Origin of the sequence: Andreesenia angusta (assembly GCF_001855385.1) — a bacterium.
Classification (GTDB): domain Bacteria; phylum Bacillota; class Clostridia; order Tissierellales; family Gottschalkiaceae; genus Andreesenia; species Andreesenia angusta.
The window spans coordinates 95149-119604 of the sequence record NZ_MKIE01000004.1; the positions used below are offsets into that span (position 1 = coordinate 95149).

General features: G+C 39.9%; 20 protein-coding genes and 1 riboswitch. Of the genes, 5 read left to right on the forward strand and 15 right to left on the reverse strand.

Annotated elements, in window-relative coordinates; all coding sequences use genetic code 11:
* The first annotated feature begins 53 nt into the window (after positions 1-53).
* The gene (gene mnmA, locus EUAN_RS06535) at positions 54-1100 is read left to right on the forward strand and encodes a tRNA 2-thiouridine(34) synthase MnmA (RefSeq protein ID WP_071062929.1); all 1047 of its coding nucleotides are present in this window, start codon (positions 54-56) and stop codon (positions 1098-1100) included.
* Positions 1101-1333: 233 nt separating this feature from the next.
* Positions 1334-3946, forward strand: coding sequence for a cation-translocating P-type ATPase (locus EUAN_RS06540; RefSeq protein ID WP_071062931.1), 2613 nt, complete (start codon positions 1334-1336; stop codon positions 3944-3946).
* Between the two features lie 44 nt (positions 3947-3990).
* On the opposite strand, the gene ribH is transcribed toward EUAN_RS06540, so the two are convergent.
* Genes ribH through ribD form a run of 4 tightly spaced genes read right to left on the reverse strand, consistent with a single transcriptional unit; the run spans position 3991 to position 7446 of the window.
* Positions 3991-4452, reverse strand: a complete 462-nt coding sequence (ribH, locus tag EUAN_RS06545; protein WP_071063116.1) for a 6,7-dimethyl-8-ribityllumazine synthase — start codon at positions 4450-4452, stop codon at positions 3991-3993.
* A 2-nt stretch (positions 4453-4454) separates the two neighbouring features.
* Positions 4455-5666 carry a bifunctional 3,4-dihydroxy-2-butanone-4-phosphate synthase/GTP cyclohydrolase II gene (locus tag EUAN_RS06550; RefSeq protein ID WP_071062932.1) on the reverse strand — a complete coding sequence of 404 codons (1212 nt, stop codon included), beginning with the start codon at positions 5664-5666 and terminating at the stop codon, positions 4455-4457.
* A gap of 26 nt (positions 5667-5692) precedes the next feature.
* Complete coding sequence (locus EUAN_RS06555) at positions 5693-6340, reverse strand: riboflavin synthase (protein ID WP_071062934.1); 648 nt, start codon at positions 6338-6340, stop codon at positions 5693-5695.
* Positions 6322-7446 (reverse strand): bifunctional diaminohydroxyphosphoribosylaminopyrimidine deaminase/5-amino-6-(5-phosphoribosylamino)uracil reductase RibD, encoded by a 1125-nt coding sequence (ribD, locus tag EUAN_RS06560; RefSeq protein WP_071062936.1) that lies wholly within the window; start codon positions 7444-7446, stop codon positions 6322-6324. The genes EUAN_RS06555 and ribD overlap by 19 nt, the downstream gene beginning before the upstream one ends.
* 103 nt (positions 7447-7549) lie before the next feature.
* Positions 7550-7666, reverse strand: a riboswitch (FMN riboswitch).
* A gap of 188 nt (positions 7667-7854) precedes the next feature.
* Between ribD and speD the strand changes: the two genes are divergently transcribed.
* From speD to speB, 3 genes are read left to right on the forward strand one after another with little or no spacing between them, the layout of a single operon-like run.
* Positions 7855-8691 carry an adenosylmethionine decarboxylase gene (speD, locus tag EUAN_RS06565; RefSeq protein WP_097678059.1) on the forward strand — a complete coding sequence of 279 codons (837 nt, stop codon included), beginning with the start codon at positions 7855-7857 and terminating at the stop codon, positions 8689-8691.
* Positions 8672-11002, forward strand: coding sequence for a polyamine aminopropyltransferase (gene speE, locus EUAN_RS12865; RefSeq protein ID WP_245674458.1), 2331 nt, complete (start codon positions 8672-8674; stop codon positions 11000-11002). Before speD ends, speE begins: the two co-directional genes overlap by 20 nt.
* Positions 10983-11849: an agmatinase gene (gene speB / locus EUAN_RS06575; RefSeq protein ID WP_245674459.1), complete on the forward strand. Its 867-nt coding sequence runs from the start codon at positions 10983-10985 to the stop codon at positions 11847-11849. The genes speE and speB overlap by 20 nt, the downstream gene beginning before the upstream one ends.
* Positions 11850-11962: 113 nt before the next feature.
* Here speB and EUAN_RS06580 read toward each other — a convergent pair whose 3' ends face one another.
* From EUAN_RS06580 to EUAN_RS06625, 11 genes are all read right to left on the reverse strand, one after another.
* Positions 11963-12397 (reverse strand): hypothetical protein, encoded by a 435-nt coding sequence (locus EUAN_RS06580; RefSeq protein ID WP_071062942.1) that lies wholly within the window; start codon positions 12395-12397, stop codon positions 11963-11965.
* A gap of 66 nt (positions 12398-12463) precedes the next feature.
* A complete protein-coding gene (locus tag EUAN_RS06585; RefSeq protein WP_071062944.1) occupies positions 12464-13072 on the reverse strand; it encodes a hypothetical protein in 609 nt (202 codons plus the stop codon).
* A gap of 8 nt (positions 13073-13080) precedes the next feature.
* Positions 13081-14538 carry an SEL1-like repeat protein gene (locus tag EUAN_RS06590; RefSeq protein WP_071062946.1) on the reverse strand — a complete coding sequence of 486 codons (1458 nt, stop codon included), beginning with the start codon at positions 14536-14538 and terminating at the stop codon, positions 13081-13083.
* A 19-nt stretch (positions 14539-14557) separates the two neighbouring features.
* Positions 14558-16654: a tetratricopeptide repeat protein gene (locus EUAN_RS06595; protein ID WP_169817357.1), complete on the reverse strand. Its 2097-nt coding sequence runs from the start codon at positions 16652-16654 to the stop codon at positions 14558-14560.
* A 40-nt stretch (positions 16655-16694) separates the two neighbouring features.
* A complete protein-coding gene (locus EUAN_RS06600) occupies positions 16695-17822 on the reverse strand; it encodes a hypothetical protein (RefSeq protein WP_071062950.1) in 1128 nt (375 codons plus the stop codon).
* A 234-nt stretch (positions 17823-18056) separates the two neighbouring features.
* Positions 18057-18170, reverse strand: coding sequence for an SEL1-like repeat protein (locus EUAN_RS13060; protein WP_084655806.1), 114 nt, complete (start codon positions 18168-18170; stop codon positions 18057-18059).
* A gap of 108 nt (positions 18171-18278) precedes the next feature.
* Positions 18279-18926 (reverse strand): hypothetical protein, encoded by a 648-nt coding sequence (locus EUAN_RS06605; protein ID WP_071062952.1) that lies wholly within the window; start codon positions 18924-18926, stop codon positions 18279-18281.
* Positions 18927-19061: 135 nt separating this feature from the next.
* The gene (locus EUAN_RS06610) at positions 19062-19259 is read right to left on the reverse strand and encodes a hypothetical protein (protein ID WP_071062954.1); all 198 of its coding nucleotides are present in this window, start codon (positions 19257-19259) and stop codon (positions 19062-19064) included.
* Between the two features lie 61 nt (positions 19260-19320).
* Complete coding sequence (locus tag EUAN_RS06615; protein WP_071062956.1) at positions 19321-21147, reverse strand: hypothetical protein; 1827 nt, start codon at positions 21145-21147, stop codon at positions 19321-19323.
* On the reverse strand, positions 21131-23101 hold the full coding sequence (locus tag EUAN_RS06620) for an McrB family protein (RefSeq protein ID WP_071062960.1): 1971 nt from the start codon (positions 23099-23101) through the stop codon (positions 21131-21133). The genes EUAN_RS06615 and EUAN_RS06620 overlap by 17 nt, the downstream gene beginning before the upstream one ends.
* A gap of 423 nt (positions 23102-23524) precedes the next feature.
* Positions 23525-24451, reverse strand: a complete 927-nt coding sequence (locus EUAN_RS06625) for an N-acetylmuramoyl-L-alanine amidase family protein (RefSeq protein WP_071062962.1) — start codon at positions 24449-24451, stop codon at positions 23525-23527.
* Between the last annotated feature and the right edge of the window lie 5 nt (positions 24452-24456).

Sequence of the window (24456 nt, forward strand, 5' to 3'; positions counted from 1 at the left end):
GCATACAATGATATAATATAAGTGAATAATAATTTTAATTTGGCGGTGATATTTTGAACAAGAAAAAAGTAGGCGTGGGACTCAGCGGTGGCGTAGATAGCGGAACCACTGCCCTTATACTAAAAGAGCGAGGATACGAAGTAGTCGGCATGACCATGAAGCTTTTCGACCACCACGATGCTGAGATATCTGTGGCAAGAGAAGTGGCCGACAGGATCGGAATAGAGCATATAGTGCTGGACTACAGCTCCAGTTTTGAATCCAGTGTTGTAGAGTATACAGTAAAATCCTACGAGCTAGGTCTGACCCCTAATCCCTGTGTATTCTGCAATCGCCATTTCAAATACGGCAAACTGCTAGACTACTGCATGGAAAACGGAATAGACTACTTTGCCACAGGGCACTACGCCAGGATTTCATACGATGAAGACAGAGGTATATACAGAATCTTCAAAGCCAAGGACTCCAGGAAAGACCAGTCCTACAATCTGTTCCAGCTCTCACAAGAACAGCTAAAGCATCTTATATTTCCGCTAGGCGACTTTTCTTCGAAAGCCGAAGTGCGGGAAAAATCATCAGGCACTCTTTCCGAGCTCTCCTCTAAAAAAGACAGCACCGGAATATGCTTTTTGAACAAGATATCCCTCTACTCTTTCCTCAAGAAAAGAAACAGCTCTTCCACCGTGCCTGGAGCATTTGTGGACAGAGCTGGAAACTTCCTTGGAAGACATGTGGGGTTATCCTCTTATACACTTGGTCAGAAAAAAAATCTGCCTAAACCGAATGGAGAATCGTTTGTAGTCTGCGGAATAGACTCTTCTGAAAACAAAGTCATACTTGGATCCGAAGCAGATCTTTTAAAGACAGAAATAAGTCTTGCCGATGTCAATTTGCTTGACCCGCTTATGATCTTCCCTGCCATAGTGGAGGTCAAGCTAAGCCAGTGGTCAGTAGTCTACAGCGGAGAGCTTTCAAGTGTAGGCGGAGAGTTCAAGCTCTCTTTTAAATCCCCTGTGCGCGCCCCTGCGCCTGGGCAAAGCGTTGTCTTCTACAGCGGTGATGAACTGCTCGGTGGAGGGACTATATGCTCTGCCGTGTAGTTCCCAAACTTTCTTGTTGACTTTAGCTTTGTTTTATATTAAAATCCACTGTACAGACAATTCTATAAGGAATTAAGAGGGAGTAGTTATAAATGTGATGTCAACAATCTCGATTTCTATAAATCTGGTGTCACATACCTTGTGTTGTAGGTAACGAGACTTTTAATGCAGTTTGTTCAATCACAAGCTGCGTTAAAGGTCTCTTTTATTTTAAATAAAAGGAGGCATTCAAAATGAATCACTATTCAAAACCGATTCCAGAGCTTATGAGTGAGCTAAACAGCTCTGAGTCAGGACTTTCCAACGAGGCGTATGAAAAGTCCAAATCCGTACACGGTCTTAATAGACTGGATCAGGCTGAAAAAGAGACTATACTTCAGATCTTTCTAAGCCAGTTCAAAGACGTGCTGGTAATAATACTGCTTATAGCAAACTTCATATCACTGGCCACAGACAATATAGAGAGTTCTATAGTCATAATGGCAGTCATACTTCTGAACGCCATACTGGGAACTGTACAGTATGTAAAAGCTCAGAAGTCGCTTGAAAGCCTTCAGGCTCTTACAGCGCCGTATTCTGTAGTCATAAGAAACGGTGAAAAGATAGAGGTCTCTTCTGTTGAAATAGTGCCTGGAGACATACTCCTCTTGGAGGCTGGAAACTACGTTCCAGCAGATGGAAGGATAATAGAGAACTTCTCGCTTCAGGTAAACGAGAGCTCTCTTACAGGAGAGTCTGAGCCTATAACAAAGACCTCGGAACTACTCCCCGACGAGAGCATCCCTATAGGAGACAGAGTGAACATGGTCTTTTCTGGAGGTCTTGCCACTTACGGGCGTGCCAAGGTGCTTGTGACTTCCACTGGAATGAACACAGAGCTTGGAAACATAGCTCACCTGCTGAATACAACTGCCGAGAAGACTACACCTCTTCAAGTCAGTCTAGATGACTTCAGCAAAAAGCTAGCCGCTGTAATACTGTTTATATCTGTGCTTGTATTCGGGCTCAATATATACAGAGGTGCTGAAATTGTAGACTCGCTCATGTTCGCTGTTGCCCTGGCTGTTGCGGCAATTCCTGAAGCGCTGAGCTCTATCGTCACCATAGTGCTTGCAATAGGAACTCAGAAAATGGCCAAGGAAAATGCTGTTGTAAAAGAGCTTAAAGCCGTGGAAGGACTTGGGTCAGTTTCGGTAATATGTTCAGACAAGACAGGTACTCTTACCCAAAACAAGATGAAGGTCTTGAAGGCATTTGTGGACCTTGAAACAGTAGATATATCGGACTTAGATACAAATGACAGGCTTGTCAGAGAGCTTGTATACACATCGGTGCTGTGCAACGACTCATCTGTTTCAAGCGAAGGCGAGATAGGGGATCCTACTGAGGTAGCCCTGCTTAATCTGGCTTCCTACTTGGCTCTAGACCATGAGAAAATAAGAGCTGGTCATCCTAGAGTGGATGAAATACCTTTCGACTCCGACAGAAAGCTTATGACTACTTGCAATCAGCTTGAAGGCAAAGAGTATATTCTGACAAAAGGAGCTGTAGATGTACTGCTCGACAGAATGCTGAGCGTCAAGACTTCTGCTGGAATAGTCTCGATGACTTCTGAAATAAAGGCTCAGATAGAGGAGGCCAACCAGTATTTCTCTGAAAACGGACTTAGAGTGTTGGCATTTGCAGCAAAGCAGAGAACTTCTAGCGACATGCTTACCCTAGATGACGAATCGGATTATGTATTCTTAGGTCTTCTGGCCATGATAGACCCTCCGAGAGAGGAAGCCAAGAAGGCAGTTGAGGACTGTATATCTGCCGGAATAAAACCTGTAATGATCACAGGAGACCACAGGGTCACGGCTTCAGCTATAGCAAAAGAGATAGGAATCCTTCGTGAAGGAGATATCGCCGTAAACGGTGCAGAACTTGACTCGCTGTCCGATGACGACCTAAAGCGAAAAGTAGAGCATATATCTGTATATGCAAGGGTTTCTCCTGAGCATAAGATCAGGATAGTCAGAGCTTGGCAGAGCAAGAATAGAATAGTGGCCATGACGGGAGACGGCGTAAATGACGCCCCAGCGCTTAAGCAGGCCGACATAGGTATAGCGATGGGTATAACTGGAACTGACGTCTCGAAAGACGCAGCTTCAATAGTGCTTTCAGACGACAACTTCGCCACTATAGTAAAGGCCATCTCAAGCGGTAGAAGCATCTTCAGAAATATAAAGAACTCCATAAAGTTCCTGCTGTCTGGAAATACGGCCGGAATAATCGTGGTAATATACTCTACGCTTGCAAGTCTGCCTGTTCCGTTTGCAGCTGTTCATCTGCTGTTTATAAACCTGCTTACAGACAGTCTTCCAGCTATAGCAATAGGGATGGAAGCTGAAAGCGGCGATCTGCTGAAAGAGAAGCCGAGAAAGTCAAACGCTTCTATACTGGACTCTGTTTTCCTCAGAAAGATATTTGTAGAGGGATCGCTTATAGGTATAGCCACAATACTGGCTTTCCACTTCGGGCTTGAGAACGGAAGTGATGCGTATGCTAGGACACTTGCCTTCTCGACTCTATGTCTTGCAAGACTGTTCCACGGATTCAACAGCAGAGGCGACAAGTCTCTTGTAAAGCTAGGCTTCTTCTCCAACAAGTACAACTGGATGTCTTTCTTCGCTGGAAACATCTTCTTGCTGGCCGTGATATTTATAGGGCCTCTAAGAGAGCTTTTCGAAGTGTCTAAAGTTGGAACAAGCGACCTTGCGCTTATATACGGATTCGCCATAGCTCCAACTATATTGATACAGCTTTTCAGAATATTCTTTATAGATAGAAGTGAAACGAAGTAAAAAAGAAATTTAAAAGGGGATGCCGGCCGGCATCCCCTTTATCATTAAAACTCTCCTATCAAGTTGACCATCTCTATAGCTGTAACAGCAGCTTCGTATCCCTTGTTTCCAGCCTTAGTTCCTGCTCTCTCTATGGCCTGCTCTATGCTGTCTGTAGTCAGCACTCCGAAGACCACCGGCACTTCAGTCTCAAGCGACACAGAAGCTATCCCCTTTGTGACTTCGCTCGAAACGTAGTCGAAATGCGGAGTAGACCCCCTTATAACAGCGCCAAGGCATATCACAGCATCGTATCTTCCAGACTTGGCCATCTTCTTGGCTACAAGCGGTATCTCGAAAGCCCCAGGGACCCAAGCCACCTCTATCTCGTTTTCCTCAACCCCATGTCTCTTGAGTGCGTCGAAAGCGCCCGTCATCAGCTTTCCACCTATAAACTCGTTGAACCTTCCAACTATTATCCCGTACTTCTTGCCTTTTGAAATCAGATTTCCCTCGTAAGTCTTCATCATTATTTTTCCTCCTTCATATTTAGCATATGTCCCATCTTGTCTTTCTTGGTCTTCAGATAGAACTCGTTTTTCACATTGCATGTTATCTCGATAGGAACCCTCTCCACTATCTCTATGCCGTAGCCGGAAAGGCTCTGTATCTTGTCCGGGTTGTTGGTCATAAGCCTTATCTTGCTTATGCCAAGCAAGTAGAGTATCTGGGCCCCGATTCCATAATCCCTCATGTCCTCTGGGAATCCTAGAGCCAAATTGGCCTCCACCGTGTCCATACCCTGATCCTGTAGATTGTAGGCCTTTATCTTGTTTATAAGCCCTATGCCTCTGCCCTCTTCTCTCATGTACAGAAGCACGCCTCTACCTTCCTTCTCTATCTGCTCCATGGCGTGGGCGAACTGGTCTCCGCAGTCGCATCTGATAGACCCGAAGGCGTCACCTGTAAGGCATTCCGAGTGGACCCTCACAAGTACAGGCTCGTCTCCCGAGATATCTCCCTTTACAAGTGCCACGTGATGCTCTCCATTTAGCTTGTTCACAAAGCCTATCATTCTGAACTCGCCATACTTTGTAGGCATATTGGCCTCGGCCACACGCTCCACCAGTTTGTCGGACTTAAGCCTGTAGGCTATGAGGTCGGCTATAGTTATAAGCTTAAGATCGTGCTCTTTCGAGTACTCCACAAGCTCTGGTACTCTGGCCATGGTCCCGTCCTCATTCATGATTTCGCAGATAACTCCGGCAGGCTTAAGCCCGGCGAGCCTTGCAAGGTCAACAGCCGCCTCAGTATGCCCCGCACGTTTCAGTGTTCCTCCCTCTTTAGCCACAAGCGGGAATATATGCCCAGGCCTAGTGAAGTCCGAAGGCTTGGCACTAGAGTCCATCAGCTTGAGTATGGTATTGGCCCTCTCCTCGGCTGAAATCCCGGTCTTGCATGTAGTGCAGTCCACCGATACCGTAAATGCTGTCTCTTTTGGGTCTGTGTTGTCCGTGACCATCTGGCCTATCTTGAGCTCGTCTAGCCTGGATTTCTCCATAGGAGCACAGATAAGCCCCCTTCCATACTTGGCCATGAAGTTTATGGACTCTGTAGTCACCTTTTCAGCCGCCATCAGCAGATCGCCCTCGTTCTCCCTGTCCTCGTCGTCTACTACTACCACCATCTTGCCATTCCTTATATCCTCTATAGCTTCCTCTATAGTGTTGAATCTAGTCATCTTTACACCGCCTTTTCTCTATCTATTTATGCAAATCCATTTTCCCTTAGGAAATCTATATCTATCCTGCTCTTAGGCGCTTCCTCTCTGTAGGAAAGCAACCTCTCCACGTACTTGCCTATGAGGTCGCACTCCAGATTTACAACGTCTCCAATTTTCTTTCTGAGAAGCGTAGTCTCGTCCTTTGTAGTGGGAATTATGGAGACTTTGAAGCTCCTCTCCCCTAATTCTGCAACAGTAAGGCTTGTGCCATCTATGGCTATGGAGCCTTTGTATATCACGTACTTGAGCACGTCTCCGCCTGTCTCTATCTCAAGCCAGGTGGCGTTGTCCTCCTCTTTTACAGAGGCAATCTTGCCCATGCCGTCTATATGGCCTGAGACCATATGACCTCCAAGCCTGTCTCCAAGCCTAAGCGCTCTCTCTAAATTCACCTCTGTGCCCTTAGTGATATCCTTGAGATTTGTAAGCCTTATGCTCTCAGGCATCACGTCCACCGTAAAGCTGGTATCTGTATAGTCCACTACTGTGAGGCAGACTCCATTGGTCGCTATGCTGTCCCCGTGCTTTACACCTTCAAGCACTTTCACAGCCTCTATCTCTATCACAGCTGAGCTTCCCGAAGTGTCCACCTTCTTTATCTTTCCAATCTCCTCTACAAGTCCTGTAAACATTGCTGGCGCCTCCTTATATAGCCTTCCAAGAGCATGTCTCCGTCATAATTTGAAACCTCCAGATCCGAGACCGCTATGCCTTCTCGTACGTAGTCGAAGCCCTCGCCCTCCACTGGAGTCTTGCTTTCGCTTCCGCCTATTATAAGCGGCGCTATAAAGCACTGGACCTTGTCGACTATGTTCTCTCTAAGCGCTCCGAAGTTGAGGCAACCTCCACCTTCCAAGAGCACGCTGTCTATTCCAAGCTTCCCGAGCTCCGCCATAAGGCGTGGAAGGTCAACTCTGCCGCATTTTTCAGGTGTGACTATCACTCTGGCCCCCTTGGCCTCTATGGCTTTTAACTTCTCGTCTGGAATTCTATCTGTAGTTGCAACTATCGTCTCTTTTTCAAACTCCATATTCAAGAGCTTGCAGTCTAGCGGTATCCTGCCGGCGCTGTCCACCACTATTTTCACACTGTCTGAAGCTGTTCTGCCTTCAAGTCTGGTGTTTAGCATTGGGTCGTCTGCTATAACGGTGTTCACTCCCACCATCACAGCTGAGACTCTGTGCCTTGTCTCGTGCACATGCACCCTGGACTTCTCGTTTGTGATCCACTTGGAGTCCCCAGTACGCGTGCAGATCTTCCCGTCTAGCGTCATGGCTGTCTTCATTATGCAGAACGGCTTTTTCTCTGTTATATAGTGAAGGAATATCTCGTTCTGGCGTTTAAGCTGCTCTTCCAGCACACCTGTCACGACTTCTATCCCCGCAGCTTCAAGCTTTGCAACTCCCCTTCCCGACACAAGCGGATTGGGGTCTAGCAGTCCGACCACGACTTTTCCTATTTTCTTCTCAACTATTGCATCTGCGCACGGCGGGGTCTTGCCGTAGTGGGAGCAAGGCTCAAGCGTCACATACATAGTGGCTCCTGAGACATCTTCCCCTCTTCTCTCTGCATCCTCGAACGTATTTATCTCGGCGTGGTTCTCGCCACATCTTTCGTGGTATCCTTCGCCTATAATCCTTCCAGCTTTAACTATCACAGCTCCCACAAGCGGGTTGGGGTTTACAAACCCAGCTCCTCGCTCTGCAAGCTCCATGGCTCTTGACATGTATTTTTCCATTTCAACCTCCATACAAAAAAGCCCTGAAGATATATCTCCAGGGCTCTTGGTTCCAAGTTCTCAAATGTGATACAACTGTAGCTGTATCTTTTGAATCTGCTTTAATCACTTTCTTTCATCCAGACTTTACTGTCGGTCTTGGAATTTCACCAAGTCAACTGCAACGCAGCTCGCGGACTCTACCGCCGGTCGGGAATCTCACCCTGCCCTGAAAGCTATTCTCATATTCACTTTACGTAAATTTATCATAAAAAAAAACATAAGTCAATATCTATCTCGACATAGAGTCCATTCCCATTATTTTCACCTTATATCCTTAATAATTTACCGTTTTCGATTGCAAATAGAGGTATTAAAACTTATAATTAGTTTAGTAAATACCAACATGAGGAGGCCATTCGAAAAAGAATGAAAGAAAAACTACAATTACACGAATTCAACAATTTGACTAAGTCGCTTAGCTTTAATATGTACGACATCTGCTACACAAAGACAGAGGCAGATAGAAAAGCGTATTTAGAGTATATAGACGAGCAGTATAACGCTGACAGGCTTACAAGCATACTGAAAGTTGTTACTGAAATCATAGGTGCCAACATATTGAATATTGCAAAGCAGGACTACGATCCTCAGGGTGCAAGCGTTACTATTCTCGTGTGTGAAGGCCCTCTAGACAAAAATTCAAAGGACATGGCCATAGGCCAATCCCAGACTCCTGGACCTGTTCCAAACATAGCGCTTGGACATCTGGACAAGAGCCATATAACTGTGCACACTTACCCTGAATACCACCCATTTGAAGGCATAAGCACTTTCAGAGCGGATATAGACGTATCTACTTGCGGAGAGATCTCGCCACTTAAAGCGCTTAACTACCTTGTGCACTGCTTCGACACAGACATAATGACTATAGACTACAGAGTAAGAGGCTTTACTAGAGACATCGGCGGAAGAAAGCTGTTTATAGACCACAAGATAGACTCTATACAGAACTACATCCCTAAAAAAGTCAAAGACCTCTTCAACATGATAGACGTAAACGTATACCAGTCGAATATATTCCACACAAAGTGCAAGCTAAAGAACTTCGACCTAGACGACTACCTCTTCGGCTACACAAAGAAAGATCTTCACCCTGGAGACGCTCAGATGATAACAAAGAAAATCAGAAGAGAAATGGATGAAATCTTCTACGGAACTAATGTGGAAGAGGCAATAGTGGAAGATGAAGATGGATCATACTAAGACCCCTATTCTCTCTGCACTGCTAGACTACGCCAAAAAAGACGTAGTCTGTTTTGATGTTCCGGGGCATAAGAGGGGCAACTACCTTGAAGAGCTGAAAGACGCCTTAGGAGAGATGACACTTAGGCTGGATGTAAATGCATCCAAGACCATGGACAACCTCTCCTACCCTACTGGGGTGATAAAAGAAGCCGAAGAGCTGATTGCAGACGCCTTCCATTCGGACAATTCGTTTATACTTGTAAACGGCTCCACTTCTGGAGTTCAGTACATGATAATGAGCGCCATAGAAAACGGAGACAAGATACTGCTCCCTAGAAATGTGCACAAATCCGCCATAAACGCCCTTATACTTGCTGGCGGAAAGCCTGTGTTTATGGAGCCTGAGATAGACCTTGAGTACGGAATAGCAAACGGCGTAAGCCTGAAGTCAGTAAAACAAGCGCTTGACTTAAACGACGACATCAAGGCCATATTCCTGATAAACCCGACCTACTTCGGGGCCGTTTCAGATCTCGAGCAGATAATAGAGCTTGCCCATTCGAGAGGAATACCTGTGCTGGTGGACCAGGCCCATGGAGCCCATTTTTCGTTCCATCCAGAACTTCCTGTAAATGCTTCTCTATATGGAGCTGATTTAGTTACACTCAGTATGCATAAAACAGGAGGCTCTCTTACACAGTCGTCTGTGCTGCTTCACAACGAAGGGCTTATCTCTAAAAACAAGATAAGATCCACAGTGAATTTGCTGCAGACCACTTCCGCCTCGTACCTTCTGATGTGCTCTGTGGACCTTGCCAGAAAGCAACTTGTGCTGGAAGGCGAAGCGAGATTGGAAAAGCTGCTTAAGCTCACTCGAGCCGCAAAAAGAGAGATAAACGAAATCCCAGGGCTTAGCTGCATCTCAAGAGACAGCTACGTAGCTTCCGGCAAGTCTTTCGACTACGACGAGCTGAAAGTAGTTGTGAACGTGAGCGAGCTTGGGGTTTCAGGATTCTACATCTACGACCTGCTCTTCTCCGACTACGACATACAGGTGGAGCTGGCGGAGCCGAACGTGATAATGGCCATCATCTCCTTTGGAGACAATGAAGTGAGCATTAACACTTTGGTGGAATCACTCAGAGATATAAGCAGCAGATTTTACAGAAAGTCTGAAAAGCGGGATACAAACATACTCTCTGGGCTTAAAAACCCGAAGCTGATGCTCTCCCCTAGAGACGCCTACTACCACAGCAAGAATATAGTCCACATAAAGGACGCCGCTGGGCTTATAAGCGGAGAGTCCATAATGATCTATCCGCCAGGGATACCACTTGTGATTCCAGGAGAGATGATCACAGAGGACATGATAGAGCACTACCTCTACCTAAGGGACGAGGGCAGCATCACACTTAACGACGATGACGACCCATATATGATAAAAATACTAGACAAGAGCAAGGAGGAAAATGCAATGGATTTATGGTACACAGAGAATCACCAAGAAGACGTGAAGTTCTCTATAAAGGTCAAGGAGCATCTTCACTCGGAGAAGAGCGAGTTCCAGCAGCTTGACTTCTTTACAAGCGACACTTTCGGAAAGTTCTTCACACTTGACGGGCTTATGATGGTCACAGAGAAAGACGAGTTCATCTACCACGACATGATAACTCATGTGTCTATGGCAGTTAACCCTAACATAAAGAGAGTGCTTGTAATAGGCGGCGGAGACGGCGGAACTGCAAGAGAGGTGCTTAGATACCCTGGAGTTGAAAAAGTGGACATGGTGGAGATAGACGAAAGAGTCGTAAGGCTTTGCCAGAAGTTCCTGCCTCTAACTGCGGAAAAACTGGACAACGACGAAAGGCTTACACTCTACTTTGAAGACGGGCTTAAGTTCGTGCAGGATGCAGACTCAGAGTCTTACGACCTTATACTTGTAGACTCCACAGACCCTATAGGGCCTGGAGAAGGACTTTTCACTTACGAGTTCTACAACAACTGCAAGAGAGTTCTAAGTGAAGACGGAATACTGATAAACCAGCACGAAAGCCCTTACTACAGTAGCTACAGCCATGAGATGAAGAGATCTCATTCGAAAATAAAAGAGACTTTCCCTATAGCTAAAGTCTACCAGTTCCACATGCCGACTTATCCGTCAGGACATTGGCTGTTCGGCTTCGCTTCTAAGAAGTACGACCCTATAGCGGACCTCAAGGCGGATGAATGGAACGCGCTTGGACTTAAGACTAAGTACTACAATACAGATATTCACGTAGGCGCATTTATGCTCCCTACTTATGTAAAGGATGAACTGGAAAATGTTTAATACCTACAAGACAGATAGATTTATAGGCTTCGAATCAGACTATGAAAATTCGGATGTGGTGCTCCTAGGAGCCCCTTTCGACGGAACTGTAAGCTACAGGCCTGGAACTCGTTTTGCGCCTATGGCAGTCAGGACTGAGTCTTACGGGCTTGAGACCTACTCGCCTTATCTGGACTTAGACCTGGAAGACTACAAACTTTCGGATATAGGAGACGTGGAGTTCCCTTTCGGAAATAAGGAGGCCACGCTTTCGGCCATAAAGTCCGAGATATCCAAGGTGGTTGCAGACGGGAAAAAGCCGCTTATGGTGGGAGGAGAGCACCTTGTGACTCTTCCCGCTGTTGAAGCACTGTACGAGAAGTACCCTGACCTCCATATAATCCACTTCGACGCGCATACAGACCTCAGAGAAGACTATATGGGCGAAGTGCTGTCGCATGCCACAGTCTTAAGACGTGCGTGGGACGTAGTCGGAGACGGGAGGATATACCAATTTGGAATAAGGTCAGGAATGAAAGAGGAGTTCGAGTGGGCCAAGTCCCATACGTATCTAGAGAAGTTCTCGACCTCCACTCTTGCTTCCAAGCTTGAGGAACTGAAAGACGTGCCGGTCTACCTGACTATAGACCTTGACGTGCTGGACCCTTCTGTCTTCCCTGGAACTGGAACGCCGGAGCCAGGCGGGATAGATATGAAAGAGATGCTAGCAGCTCTAGTCTCTATGAAGGGTATCAACTTTGTAGGAGCGGACGTGGTGGAGCTTTCGCCTCACTACGATGCAAGCGGAGCTTCCACAGCCGTTGCCTGCAAGGTGGTAAGAGAAGTGACATTGTTGTTGGCGGAGTAAATTTAAGCCCCCCTGAAAAAGCTGAATGGCTTTTTAGGGGGGCTTTGTCTGTGCTTTTCAAAGTGAATATTGCATTCATTTTAGCATCTGTTTTGACAACAGTGAACATGCAATTAAAACTCCCAAGTTGATTGAAGCTTTACTAGCTTTCGCTCCATACTCATCATTTCACTTAGATAATCCATTTCTTGTTTGGACTTATGCTTTTTTTGCTCAAGTTCACTTATATGCGTTTCATACTCGTAAAGCAATTTTTCATATTCGGCTTTTTCTTCTTTGAAATCATTGCTCTGACTTAAGAACACTTCAGCTTGCTTTAATAATTTATCTTTGTATTCACAAGAAGCTCTTTCATAGCCTTCCTTTTTTCCTTTGTTCTTTCCTTCTTCATATATGTCACTAACTATAGAAGTTTTTTTAAGTGCATCTTTAATTATTTTCTTAGGAGTTACTGGAGTTGCTATCGACAATGAGGAATTCAAAACTAGCTTTTCATTCTTGTGTTGCTCGTAAAATATCCAATTGGGCTTATAGTCAGTCTTATCCATTTAAAAAACTCCTTTCAATTCTGACTTAAACTATAATTATGTCACTTACATGGCAATACTAAAAGATTATCTTGATAGCTTTCGAACATATGACTTATAATCAGAAATTAGCTCTTCGTATTTATTTCTTTCTACTATTGAAGTTTTTTCCTGCTTCAAAAAGCTTTCAGCTTGCTTCAAGAGCTTATTCTCATACTCAATCGAAGCCCACATATAGCCCTCTTTTCTACCTTCTTCTCGAACATTCTCAATTAAAGGATGAGGCTTGTTGTATAAAATAATGCTCTCTAACATTCCTCCATACAAGGCTCCTAGTTTGGCTAAATCTAGTGATTTAGTTAAGTTCAACTCTTCTTCACAGCTCAAGATATCTTCTATTCGTAATTCATATTCGCTGATAAGAGCTTCATACCTTCTTTGCTCAGCTCTATATTCCTGTTGTTTTTCTGAGAATTTTCTTGATTGTTCTAAAAGCTTTTTTTCATATTCAATCGAAGCCCTTTCATAGCCTTCTTTCTTTCCTACAACTCTAATTTCATCAATAAGTTCTTTCGTAACAGGTACGAAAGGACTCGGAACGACCAATGCGGCTATTAATAAATTACGCCTACTCGGAATAGAACGCTTTACAATAAGCTTTCCATCGCTGTTTTCGACAATATTATAGGTTTCCATGACTTCAATCACTCCTTTGAATTTAAATATATGCCAAATGTTTCATCTAGAGCTTGGCTTAAAGTAAAGTTTGATTTTTTAATATTCTTTTCTATAAATAAAAGCGTTTGAATATAATCTTTTCCGTTTGCTTTGTAGTATTTGAGAACATCTGATTTTGAAAGCTTTGTCTTTTTCGCTAGCTTTAAAATAGAATCTTTGTCATAGCTACTCAAATTAGTGGTTTTTCTAGGAGGTTCAGCAGTAGTTTCAATGCAAAGATTGTGACTTTCCCTTGATTCAAGTAAATCCGTCTTTTTCAAAAAGCTCCTAGACTCTTCGTGACCTTGATTAGCAGCCTTCTCTAGCCAGTAGAGTGCACTATCATAGTCTTTTTCAGTGCCCTGTCCATAGTAATAAATAGTACCTAGTAAGCCTTGAGCATCTTCACTTCCTTGCTTCGCTGCTTTCATGAACCAGTACCTAGCTTTTTTAAAATCTTTTTCAACGCCATTTCCTAAATAATAAGCTGTGCCTAATATAGATTGAGCTTCCAAGTCACCTTGCTTTGCCATATTTTTGCAATATTCAATATCAAATATTTTAGAATCAGTATTTTCAATCTCTATCAATGTATTAAATAAGTTTTGAGCATCAATATGTCCTTGCTCAGCAGCCTTCTCTAGCCAGTAGAGTGCATTTTCTTTATTTTTTTCGACACCACTTCCTGTTTCATAATATACACCTACATAATACTGGGCATCCATTAACCCTTGTCGTGCTGCCTTGAGATGCCACTTAAAGGATTTGTGATAATCTGTTGAAGAATAGATTGAACCTAGTAAAAGTTGAGATACCATGTGTCCTTGATTTGCAGAACGTTCAAGCCACTTGAGCGATTTATTAAAATCATTAATACCAAGTTCTCCAGTAAAGTAGAATAGTCCAACCATATACTGAGATCCTATATGCCCTTGTTCCGCAGCTTTTTCTAACCAGTAGAGAGCTTTTTCAATATCATTTGTTGTGCTATTTCCTCTACTATAATATATTATTCCAAGATAATACTGAAAGTCAGGGTTTCCGGACTCAGCTTTGTTGAAGATTGACTCTTCACTCATATAGAGTTCGGATTCATTGCTGCAAGCTTCTCTCGATGACTTAAGTATTTCATACTCTCGCTTTGTACCACTTAATTCATCGTATTCTTCTACAGTCAAATCTGCACTCTTGCCTTCTAGCTCCATAATTTTTTTCTCATGCTCTAGCAATAAGAAGTCATACTCTTCTTTTTCCAAAGCAACCTTGTTCTTAAACTTTTCAAAACTTTCTACTTGAAGATTGAATTTTTCTCCATATTTTCGAGATGCTCTTGAATACCCTTCTTTTTTTCCATCAAATTTCCCATTTTCGTATCCTTTAGACTTGCCCATTTCATATAAGATAATGGCTTGTCCAACTGCTATTATTGCTGGTATAAAAAACATAGCTGCTTACACTCCCTCCCTATATTAAGCTTCTTAGTGCTTCTTTAGCTTCATGAAGTCCTTGACTCGCCGAAAGTCGAAGCCATTTTTGAGCTTCTTCTAGATTTTTTTCAACAATTTTTCCTTCAACATATATTTCTCCCAGTTTATACTGGGCTTCTGAATCTCCTCCTATTGCGGACTTTTCATAGTATTCAAACGATTTATTTAAATTGAAAAATTCACTTTCAGGATTTTCATAAATCTCACCTATCATGAACTGGGCTTCAGCATGCCCTTGTTCCGCAGCCTTCATGTACCACTCGATTGCTGCCTTTTCATCTTTTTCGTATTCTGAATATAGCCCCAATACAAACTGGGCTTTCGGATGATTTTTCTTAGCTCCAAGCTTGTACCACTTCACGGCATTGTCAATATCAATATCCATTCTGTACTTATCAGCTAATCTAATTAGAGCCTCCTTGTGACCTTGTTCAATAGCTTTTTTATACCATTCGGCGGCTTTGTCAGAATCCTCATCCTTTCCGATGCCATAGTCATACATAAGACCAAGCTTGTACTGTGATTCAGTATCTCCTTTCTCTGCGTCTGATTGATATCTTGATAGAGTACTAGAATCGAAGGAACCTATAGTGGATAATAGCTCTAATTTGTCTAGTGCTTCTAAAAAACCTTTTTCATAAGCACTAGAATAAATCTCCAATGCTTTTTCATAGTTATTATCCATGCTTTTTTTATGGTAATAGATATTTCCTAATTCAAATAAAGCTAACAAATCGCCATTATTTGCAGCTAGTCTATATGAATTTAAGAAGTTTTCAAAATTATCAGCTAAATCCTGTTCCACTGCAATAATTTCTTCCTGTTTAATTATATCTAGCATATTTTGAGCATCAATATCTCCTTGGCTTGCTAAACGATTATACCACTTCTTAGACTCTTCTATGTCTTTTTCCACAATAACTCCTTCATGATATATATGTGCAAGATCGTACTGAGCTTCAATATGCCCTTGTTCTGCAGCAGAGTAATACCACTTCATAGCTTCTCCATAGTTTACATGAACACCTTTTCCTGTATGATATATCGTTGCAGTAGCGTATTGGGCATTTGCATTTCCATGGTTGGCAGCATTAATGAAGTGTGCTGCTGCTTCTTTATAATTTACGGGTACTCCTTGACCCAATAAATTCATTAGTCCTATGCTGTATCTGGAATAAATATCTCCTTGCTTATGAGCTTTTTCATACCAATAAAGAGCCTCTTCATAGTCTTGTTCAACGCCTTCACCCCTATAAAACATATGTCCTAATAACGCTTGAGAGAATATATCTCCCTCTTTTGCAGCAACATAAAACCAATCTTTCGCTTTCTCATAATTGGATTCAACCCCATATCCTAGATAGTACATATTCCCAAGATTGGATGCTGCAATAACATCTCCATTATTTGCAGCTTTTTTATACCACATAAATGACTCTGTATAGTCTTGTTCAACGCCCTCTCCTTCGCTGGACATATTGCCAAGTCTGACTTGAGCTGAAATATTTCCTTGCCTAGCAGCTTTTTCGAACCAATGGAACGCTTCACTATAGTTTTGTTCAACAGTCTCTCCAAGATAGTATATATTCCCAAGATAGTACTGAAAATCAGGGTCACCTAATTCAGCTTTTTCGACTATATCGTCTATACTCATATATAGCTCACCTTCATTGCTATAAGCTTCTCTTGACGATTCAAGAATTTCATATTCTCGCTTTGCATAGCTTAATTTATCTGATTCTTCCATAGTCAAGTTTTCTCCTCTGCCTTCTAGTTCCATGATTTTTTTCTCATACTCTAGCATTAGATAATCAAACTCTTCCCTTTCGGAAATATACCGACCTCTTTCTTCTTCAAACTTGCTTTCTTGACTTATAATCTTTTTTTCGTATTCTGCTGATGCTCTATTATATCCTTCTTTTTTCCCATTATAGCTACCTTTACTATATCCACTAGACTTTCCGGATTCGTAAATAGCTTTGGACACTATAACTCCTCCAGTTGCTACGGCTACTTTTCCAATAGCAATTAATCCTGGTATAAAAAACATAATTCCTTCCTCTCCCTTTTTCAATTTAATTTAACTAGAAACTATCCATTCTATTTATCAAACTCTAGAAGTCGTAATCAGTTCCTTTTATCAAATTATCGAACTCGCCGAATACGAACTCTTCCTTAACTTTCCTTATAAACTCTCTGTCGTTAATAAGTCTATAAATAGTGACCATAAGCCCCCCTATATCTAAATAGCTCCAAGCTTTTTTGCCTAATTTTGCATTTCCTGTTTGAGCTGCTACAGTTCCCATGATGGCTACTAAAATTACGTTGCTTACTGATGCTATAGCGTTTGAATAGCTTAATATCTTTCTGGTTTTTACTTCGTATACATCCCTATTCAGATAAACTCGCTCATCATAATACAGACCATGAACAGCAGCGATTATTGTATTTATCAATACGGAAACTGCTGCTCCACGAGTCACACTATACATATCGATATTATTTTTAATCAAAGTTGAGCTAAAGCCTGATGATATATTGTTTAGAATAGGTAAAGGAAGTCCTTTTGCTGTAAAGGCATCACTTGCATAATGAATGCCTTGCTTAACAACTGAAGCCACTAATAGTTTGTAATCTTCTTTGGCGATATCTATACTACTTAAGGCTATTGAAGGAAAGCTGGTTATACTTTCTATATCATTCCCTTTTACTGAGTATGAACTCAGTAGTAAATCTTTTTTAGTTAATGAGCCAGTCATAATATTCATTGTTCCAAATACCCAACCAAGCACAGGGTCATGTCCCAAGGTCATCTCCCTATGGTTTAATCCACTTAAGCCCGTCCCCCAATGCTTAGATGGTATTATGTCATAAGGAACCCCGCCTAGTATTATATCTTTATAATCTTTTTTTACACCCGTCTTATTCAAAGCATCTCTTATAGGCTTGCTTATTAATTTATCTGCATCACTCGCCTTTTCAAAGCGAAATTTATCGTTTGATAAGAGATACTGACGTGTACATTGTAAAGCTGTTGCAAAAAATAGAAATTTTACATCTAGCCCTGTTAGTCCAGTCTTTTTTTCAAATTCTAAATCTAAGTTGTCTAAAATCTGCCTGGAGTCTCTTGCTACTTCTGCAACTCTTCTAGACTCATCTATAATTTTTTGCATGTTATAAAGTGTTTTATTCGAACGACTCTGTAATTCAAGTCTTCTTCTTCTAAGTTCATCTAAATCCATATAAAGTTTCACCTCTGTTTATCAAAATATATTTCTTTATATATACACAATAACTAATATTTAGTTATAACCTATCTCTAAATACCCTGTTTAGATATGTGATGTCACTAAAGTTTAAAAGCTGACTTTAGGAACGGTTACTTTAAACAGTCCAAAATGTCGGTTTTATGTTATGATCATATTTCCTTAACGTGAGTTTTGTCGAGAATATTTGCGATACCCTTAGATATGAACTTATAATTCGAGCAACAATTTTCTAGCACCCAAGTCTCCTTGCTCAGCGGCTTTTTTAAGCCATTTGAGTCCTTCAGTATAGTCTCGTTTTACGCCTTCACCATGTAAATGCATGTCGCCAATTATAATTTAAGCATCTGAATTACCTTGTTCAGCTGCTTGTTCACTCCAATTAAGTGCTTCAAGATAATCTTACGCTATACCTTCTCCATATTAATACATTTATCCAAGCATATACTGAGCATCAATATAACCTTGAGCAGCCGCCATTTCAAAGCATTTCATATCTTCAGAATAATTCACTTCCGTACCTTTATATCTGAAGTAATATTTATATCCAAACTCATATAAGTTAAGAATCTTTTTATTTGCTAAAAAATCTAGTGTACATAAAACCTCTAATGCCAAATCGAAATTTGCGACAGGACTTTTTAGATTCATCAAGAGTTCTTCTTTTATATAGTGCTCTAAAATCAACTTTCGAGCCTCGTTTCTTGTGAAATCCTTATTGAAGTTTCTCATTTGAGTTACTAAGGAATCAACGATATAGTTTTCTTTGCTTTGAATTAAATCAGCTTTGCTTATTCCTAAAATCAAGGGTACCCGATACTTTGCGGATAAGTCGACTTCATGATAGTCGACTAATTTCTGTAGTCTTTCCAGAAGAGAATATTCATTTAATAATCCTTCGAAGAAGGGTTCGTATGTAGTAGTATCACTTACCGGAAGACCTATGCTTGAAAAAATAAATTTTAAAATTATAAGATCCTTTGTATTCCAATTCCCCTTGGTTTTTTCATAAAAGTCACATGACAAGCAAATAGTTTTGGCGACATTACTCAAGTCCCTGTATTCTAATCCATTAAACATGCTGTGCTCTATAGTAGCATTCCAATGCAAAAGCTCAACATTTTGTTCAATCTTATCTAACCTGTTTTGATTTGAACCACGTCAGATCGCCTTGAAGCTTTTGATTTTTTCCAGTTATACTTTTAAAAATTCTTTTTAAAAACCCTGCTCTAAAGCTTCGTTTAATCTGGATGTGCTAGCAGTCAGCGCTGATACACTGTCAAACGCAAGCTTACTTATTTCAGACCTATTTCTCTTATGAGTTTCTACTAATTCCATTATAAACCCATCTATTTCAAGTCTTTCTGAGCTTGATATATCTGCAAAACTATTTATTGACAAATTTAACTCCAAAATTTCCCACTCCCATATATAACCATTTTATCATTAGAGAACGAGAATCCATTTATACCAATTACTTTTCTAATAAGTTCTCCCTAATGCTATTTTTAAGCTCAGCATATCCAGTCTCTAAACTTTTATTTTCATTAGGTTCTATTCCTATAAAATCAAAGCCATAGGGACCTTTATAAGATATTTCTTTTCCTTGCTTAGGATAAACAATAATAACTCTATCAATAGCATCTTTTTTTAATTCCACTTCTCCTTCATTGCTATAAAAATATCCAAACAAATTATATGATTTCATAGTATTGATTACTTTAGTATTACCTGTGTCACTAACTAGATACTTCTTTTTACAGCACTTAGCATCTATTATAATAGCTGATAGTAATCTTTTTGTAGTTTCATCAAATAGACCAAGTCTTATATCTGGTCTACGGTGTTTAACTCCATTATTCATAAATTCACTCAAATCACTGTTATAATCTTCATCTAGAATTTCAGTATCGTAAGCTAGTTCACAATACTTGTCTCCTCTTTTAAAAATCATAATAGTTTCTTTAGGAAGTCCTTCTACAAAGCTAGTATAATCACCTTCAGCCAACCATCCACGTTCCCATACAAATCCTTCTTCTCTAAGTATTTGTATTACCAATACTACAACATATATTTCGAATAGCAATGATGTTCTCTTGTAAGGGAAGCTTATGCTATTTTCTTTTAAATTACTGTCTTGATTTTCATAAAAAGACTTCAGTTTTTCATAGAAAAAATATACCTGAGAGTAGTATCTATTTTTCAAAATTTTGTTAGAAAAATTAGTTGTACCATTATGCATTTCAATGACATTAATCCAAGTTTCAAATTCATAGTGGTTTATCATAGACTTAAAACGCTTTATTTCTTGAAGTCGTTTCTTCATAACATAAAAAGACTTCTTTCGAGCGATACGTTCTTCGTCTTGAACATAAATTCTACACTTAAGCTCTTTTTTATTAGCATCAGCAATCGTATAATCTTTTTTTACAATATTATACTTGGAGTTCAATTTTGCTATATTTAGTTCGATTTGTTCTATTTTATTCTCTAAAAAACCATTTATATGCTCAAAGTCATTCTCCACTTTTGTTAGTATATCATTTATATCAAAAAGGGTCTTTTTGAGCCATTTGTTTTCGGCTGTTTCATATGTTAAAAAAGAGTGCTTTTCAAGAAATATCTCTGGTTTTAACAAGTTATCATTCTTCTTTAATCCTTTTGTAATAAGCCACTTCTGAGATTTTATATCATTCCTTTTTGCATATCGCTGCTCTTTATACGTTTTTTTTATATCTTCAATTGGCTGTTTTACTATGCTACTAATACTACTTGTTAATATATCCTCATTACTCATTATATACTGAAATATATTCATAGATAAAATATTTGAATTTTCAAACGAAGAGTCTCCCCCCAGTTTCTCCATGAACAAGTTATGTGCAAGACCTCTAGAAACATCTTCTAGAATATTTCTGATATTATCTATCCCATTCAAAGAAAGTGATGACGGAGAGATTTTGAAAAGTCCACTACAAGTATCTCTTTCTTTTTTTATATTTAAAGAATAGTATCCAGGGACATATACGATACTACTTTCTTCGCCTTGAGTAATTGTAGCAATCTGAGAGTTTTTAACTTTTAAAAACTCGTCTGAATCTGCCTCCTCTATTTCAATGTAAACTTCATCATAATAACTTTTTACTTCAACTGAAACTTTATTTTGTTCTTTAAACTCTATTATCGTATTATCCAGACTACCCTTCGAAAAATCTTCTTGACTTATATTTACTATTTTTTTTTCAACTCTATTACCTGGAGTATACTGAACCTTAAATATCAGACTAACTAGTGTATCCATAAGTATATAAATCCTTAGCCTTTCTACATATCTCTTTTTTAGTTTCATTAAAATGACTAATTTTATTCGATTCTGCACTACTGAAAAGTGTATATAGTATACTATTCTTAGGTTCTTCGCCTTCACACTCAACTATTCCTATCAACTTCTCATACTGCTTTCTTGTACCTTTTAACTTAGTAATTATTCTTTGTCTTATAACTAGATCCAAAGCATCTTCTCTAGGTATATAAGCTTTACCTTCTTCATCAACAGGAATATTAATTAAATATTCACCTATCTTTCTCACAACTCGAAAAGATACACCTTTTTGACTGTCAAATTTCTGAATCATGTCATGAAGTTCATCAAAAAAAACAAGTTCTTCTTCCCCAAACATTTCAATAGGACTTTCTGAAGAAACCCAACTTGAAAAAATATCGTAAGAATCACATATAGATTCTCCAAAAGACAGTTTTACATCTTTAGCGTACTCTTGCTCAATACGATAATCCATAAAGGATTTTTTATTTAAGAAGATCAAATTTGCTCTATCAAGTAATCTATCTGAAAAATCTTTTGTAGTTTCATCTAGATTTATAGTTCCTACAAACAGAATATTTTCTCCTAAAATAACACTACTTTTGTATATATGACTATTGATACAGTGTGTATTTGAGCTATATAAATTCAATTTTCTCTCTCTTGGCTTTTTCTCCAGTAGTGATATAAATGGTGCGAACCAGTATTCTACCTGCGATAAATTCATTTCATCAAATATAACCATATGCATCTTCTCTGGATTGTTACTAGCGTGAATAAGTATATCTGCCAAGCCCGTTTCTGAAGGCACAAATAGACCATTCATGTTATTAAAGTATCCGAGCAAATCACTTGGCTCAGTATAAGATGGACTAATCGGTAGAAACAATAGAGTTTTATTTTCTTCTGACAAATCAAGCATTTTAGCATAAGCAAGTGCTAATTGTGTCTTTCCTGTTCCAGACATTCCTGCAAGAATAGTTAGTGGATTCGTTTTTATACAAGTATGAAAGTTAGCCAGGTCCACATCACTGTAGCATAGCTTTTCTTTAACTTTCGCATAATTTTTAAATTCTTCTAAAAAAGAAGCTTCTGTATTTTCTTCTTCTGAATTTATATAATTTTCAGTCTTTACTACCTCTAATGCTAAATCATCTTGTAATAAGTACGTATATCCCTCTAGATTATTTATATTAAAATTTTTATCAATAAATACCAAATTATCTGTGCAATCTATAATTGCATCTTTAAAGTCACCTAATTTTATTCTCTTTATTCGTTTAGGATCCTCACATCTCCAAACATAATCAGTAGTCTCATGTTTTCTCCAGTCAATCTCATTTTGATATAAGTAATCTCCACTAACAACAAATTCAGGAGATTCCTGAGCATGGCTATAATCTTCAAAAGTAATAAAGTCTTTCTTGAATATCTTTTTTTCAAAATTATCTGTATTATTAACTTTTGGCACAGGTATATACTCTATATCCTGTGAAATGTTATCTAAAGATTTAACAGATATAATCTCGAGATTCTTGCGAGGCTTATTATCATTTCCGAAGTTTATCTTAGGCTTAAAAATAATCAGTTTATCTTTAAGTTTCTCTTCTATAATAGCACGTCTCTCTTGAAAAGTAGTGGCGTGCCTATAGTCCATATCCTGCGAGAATTCAGTATCATTATACAAACCAATATAGAGTGGATTTAAAGGATTCGAACCCGATAAGAACTCAATTATAGGATCAGGTTCAATACTAAGAGACTTTACGTAAAAAATCATATCAAGAGAGTAAGAATTCGCAAAAGTAGTGATATAATCTTGATCCTCACCAACACGAGGAAAAATACGCTCAGAAGTAGCCAAGACTCCTAAGAGATAACAATTATTACTTGTCTTCAATTTTGTCTGATTTTCAGCAGATTCAATAAACATAAAACCTCTCCTTTTCATATCTAGTATACAATGCACCAATCCCCTTGCTATAGCTTTGTTTATACCTAGACTATAGTTAGTGTAATCTACATTTTTTCATATAATTTACCCCTCAATGTTTCCAGTTGTTCTTTCAGTTTCTTGTTTTCATCTTCTTGTCCTTTTCCATTATGATAATGTCTTTTGACTTTAAACGATTTTACCATAAGCATATCTCCACTTTAAAATCTTAATCGGTAGATATTTTTTTAAAACCCTCAAGAAAAAACACTATTGCTTTCCTTAAGGGTTTATTATCTCATATCTTTCTAACAGTAAATACAGTATCTAACCTCTCCACCAGCCTGTTCTGGCGTTCTAGCCTACAGAAATCCCCGGTTGGATATACCTCTCTATATACTTAATAGGCTGATCTATTAAAATCTAATCCAACTTACTGTATTCCAAAATCCCGTTCACTATGCCATCTACCAGCTTGTCCTGATATTCTGAAGTGCTCATAAGCATATCTTCGTCAGGATTAGACATAAATCCCATCTCTACGAGTATTACAGGTACTTTAGACCAGTTGAATCCTGTCATATCGCTTCTCTCAATCACACCATTTGAAGGAGCCCCTGTGGATTTGATCATGTGGTTTAAGACCGTCTCTCCAGCCGATCTGCTCTTGTCCACAATTATCCCATCTCTTAAATTGCTTCTCGATGGAACCAGCATCATAATCCCCCTGGCTGTTTGGTCGTCTGCTCCGTTGGCATGTACTCTCACAAATAGATCTGAATTTTCTCTGTTTGCAAGCTCTGCTCTGTCTATATTGCTGAGGTCGCAGTAGTCTGCATCCCTTGTCATTACCACCTTAAATCCATGATTTTGAAGACACTCTCTTAATTTCAATGAAACTGCCAAATTCAGCTCTTTTTCAGCTATACCGGTTGCTACTCCCTTAGTTCCACTCACAAATCCTGGCTTTTCTTCCCCTCCAAAGGGTGAAACAGGCTCTTTTATGCTTCTAGAAGTGGTTCCGTGTCCTGGGTCTATGCATACGACAAAGTTTTGAGTCCCCGAGCTGGAAAGTTTCTCTTCCGGAAGGGAAGCTACTTCTTCCTTTTCCGCCTCTTCACTATTCGAGTCCATGCCTTCCTGTGTCTTGGTCTCTTTAACTTCTTCTGTTTTTTTCTGTTCTTCAGGCTGATCTTTTTCTTCCACGATCTCTGTTTCCTGAGCTATGTTTTTAGCCTTAATTTCATATGCCTTTTCCAGCTTCAGATAGTATGCAAACACTGAGCCCATCCCTGCAAACACTGCAATCATAGTCATTATTATAATCTTGTACTTCAGGCTCTTATTCATTTATT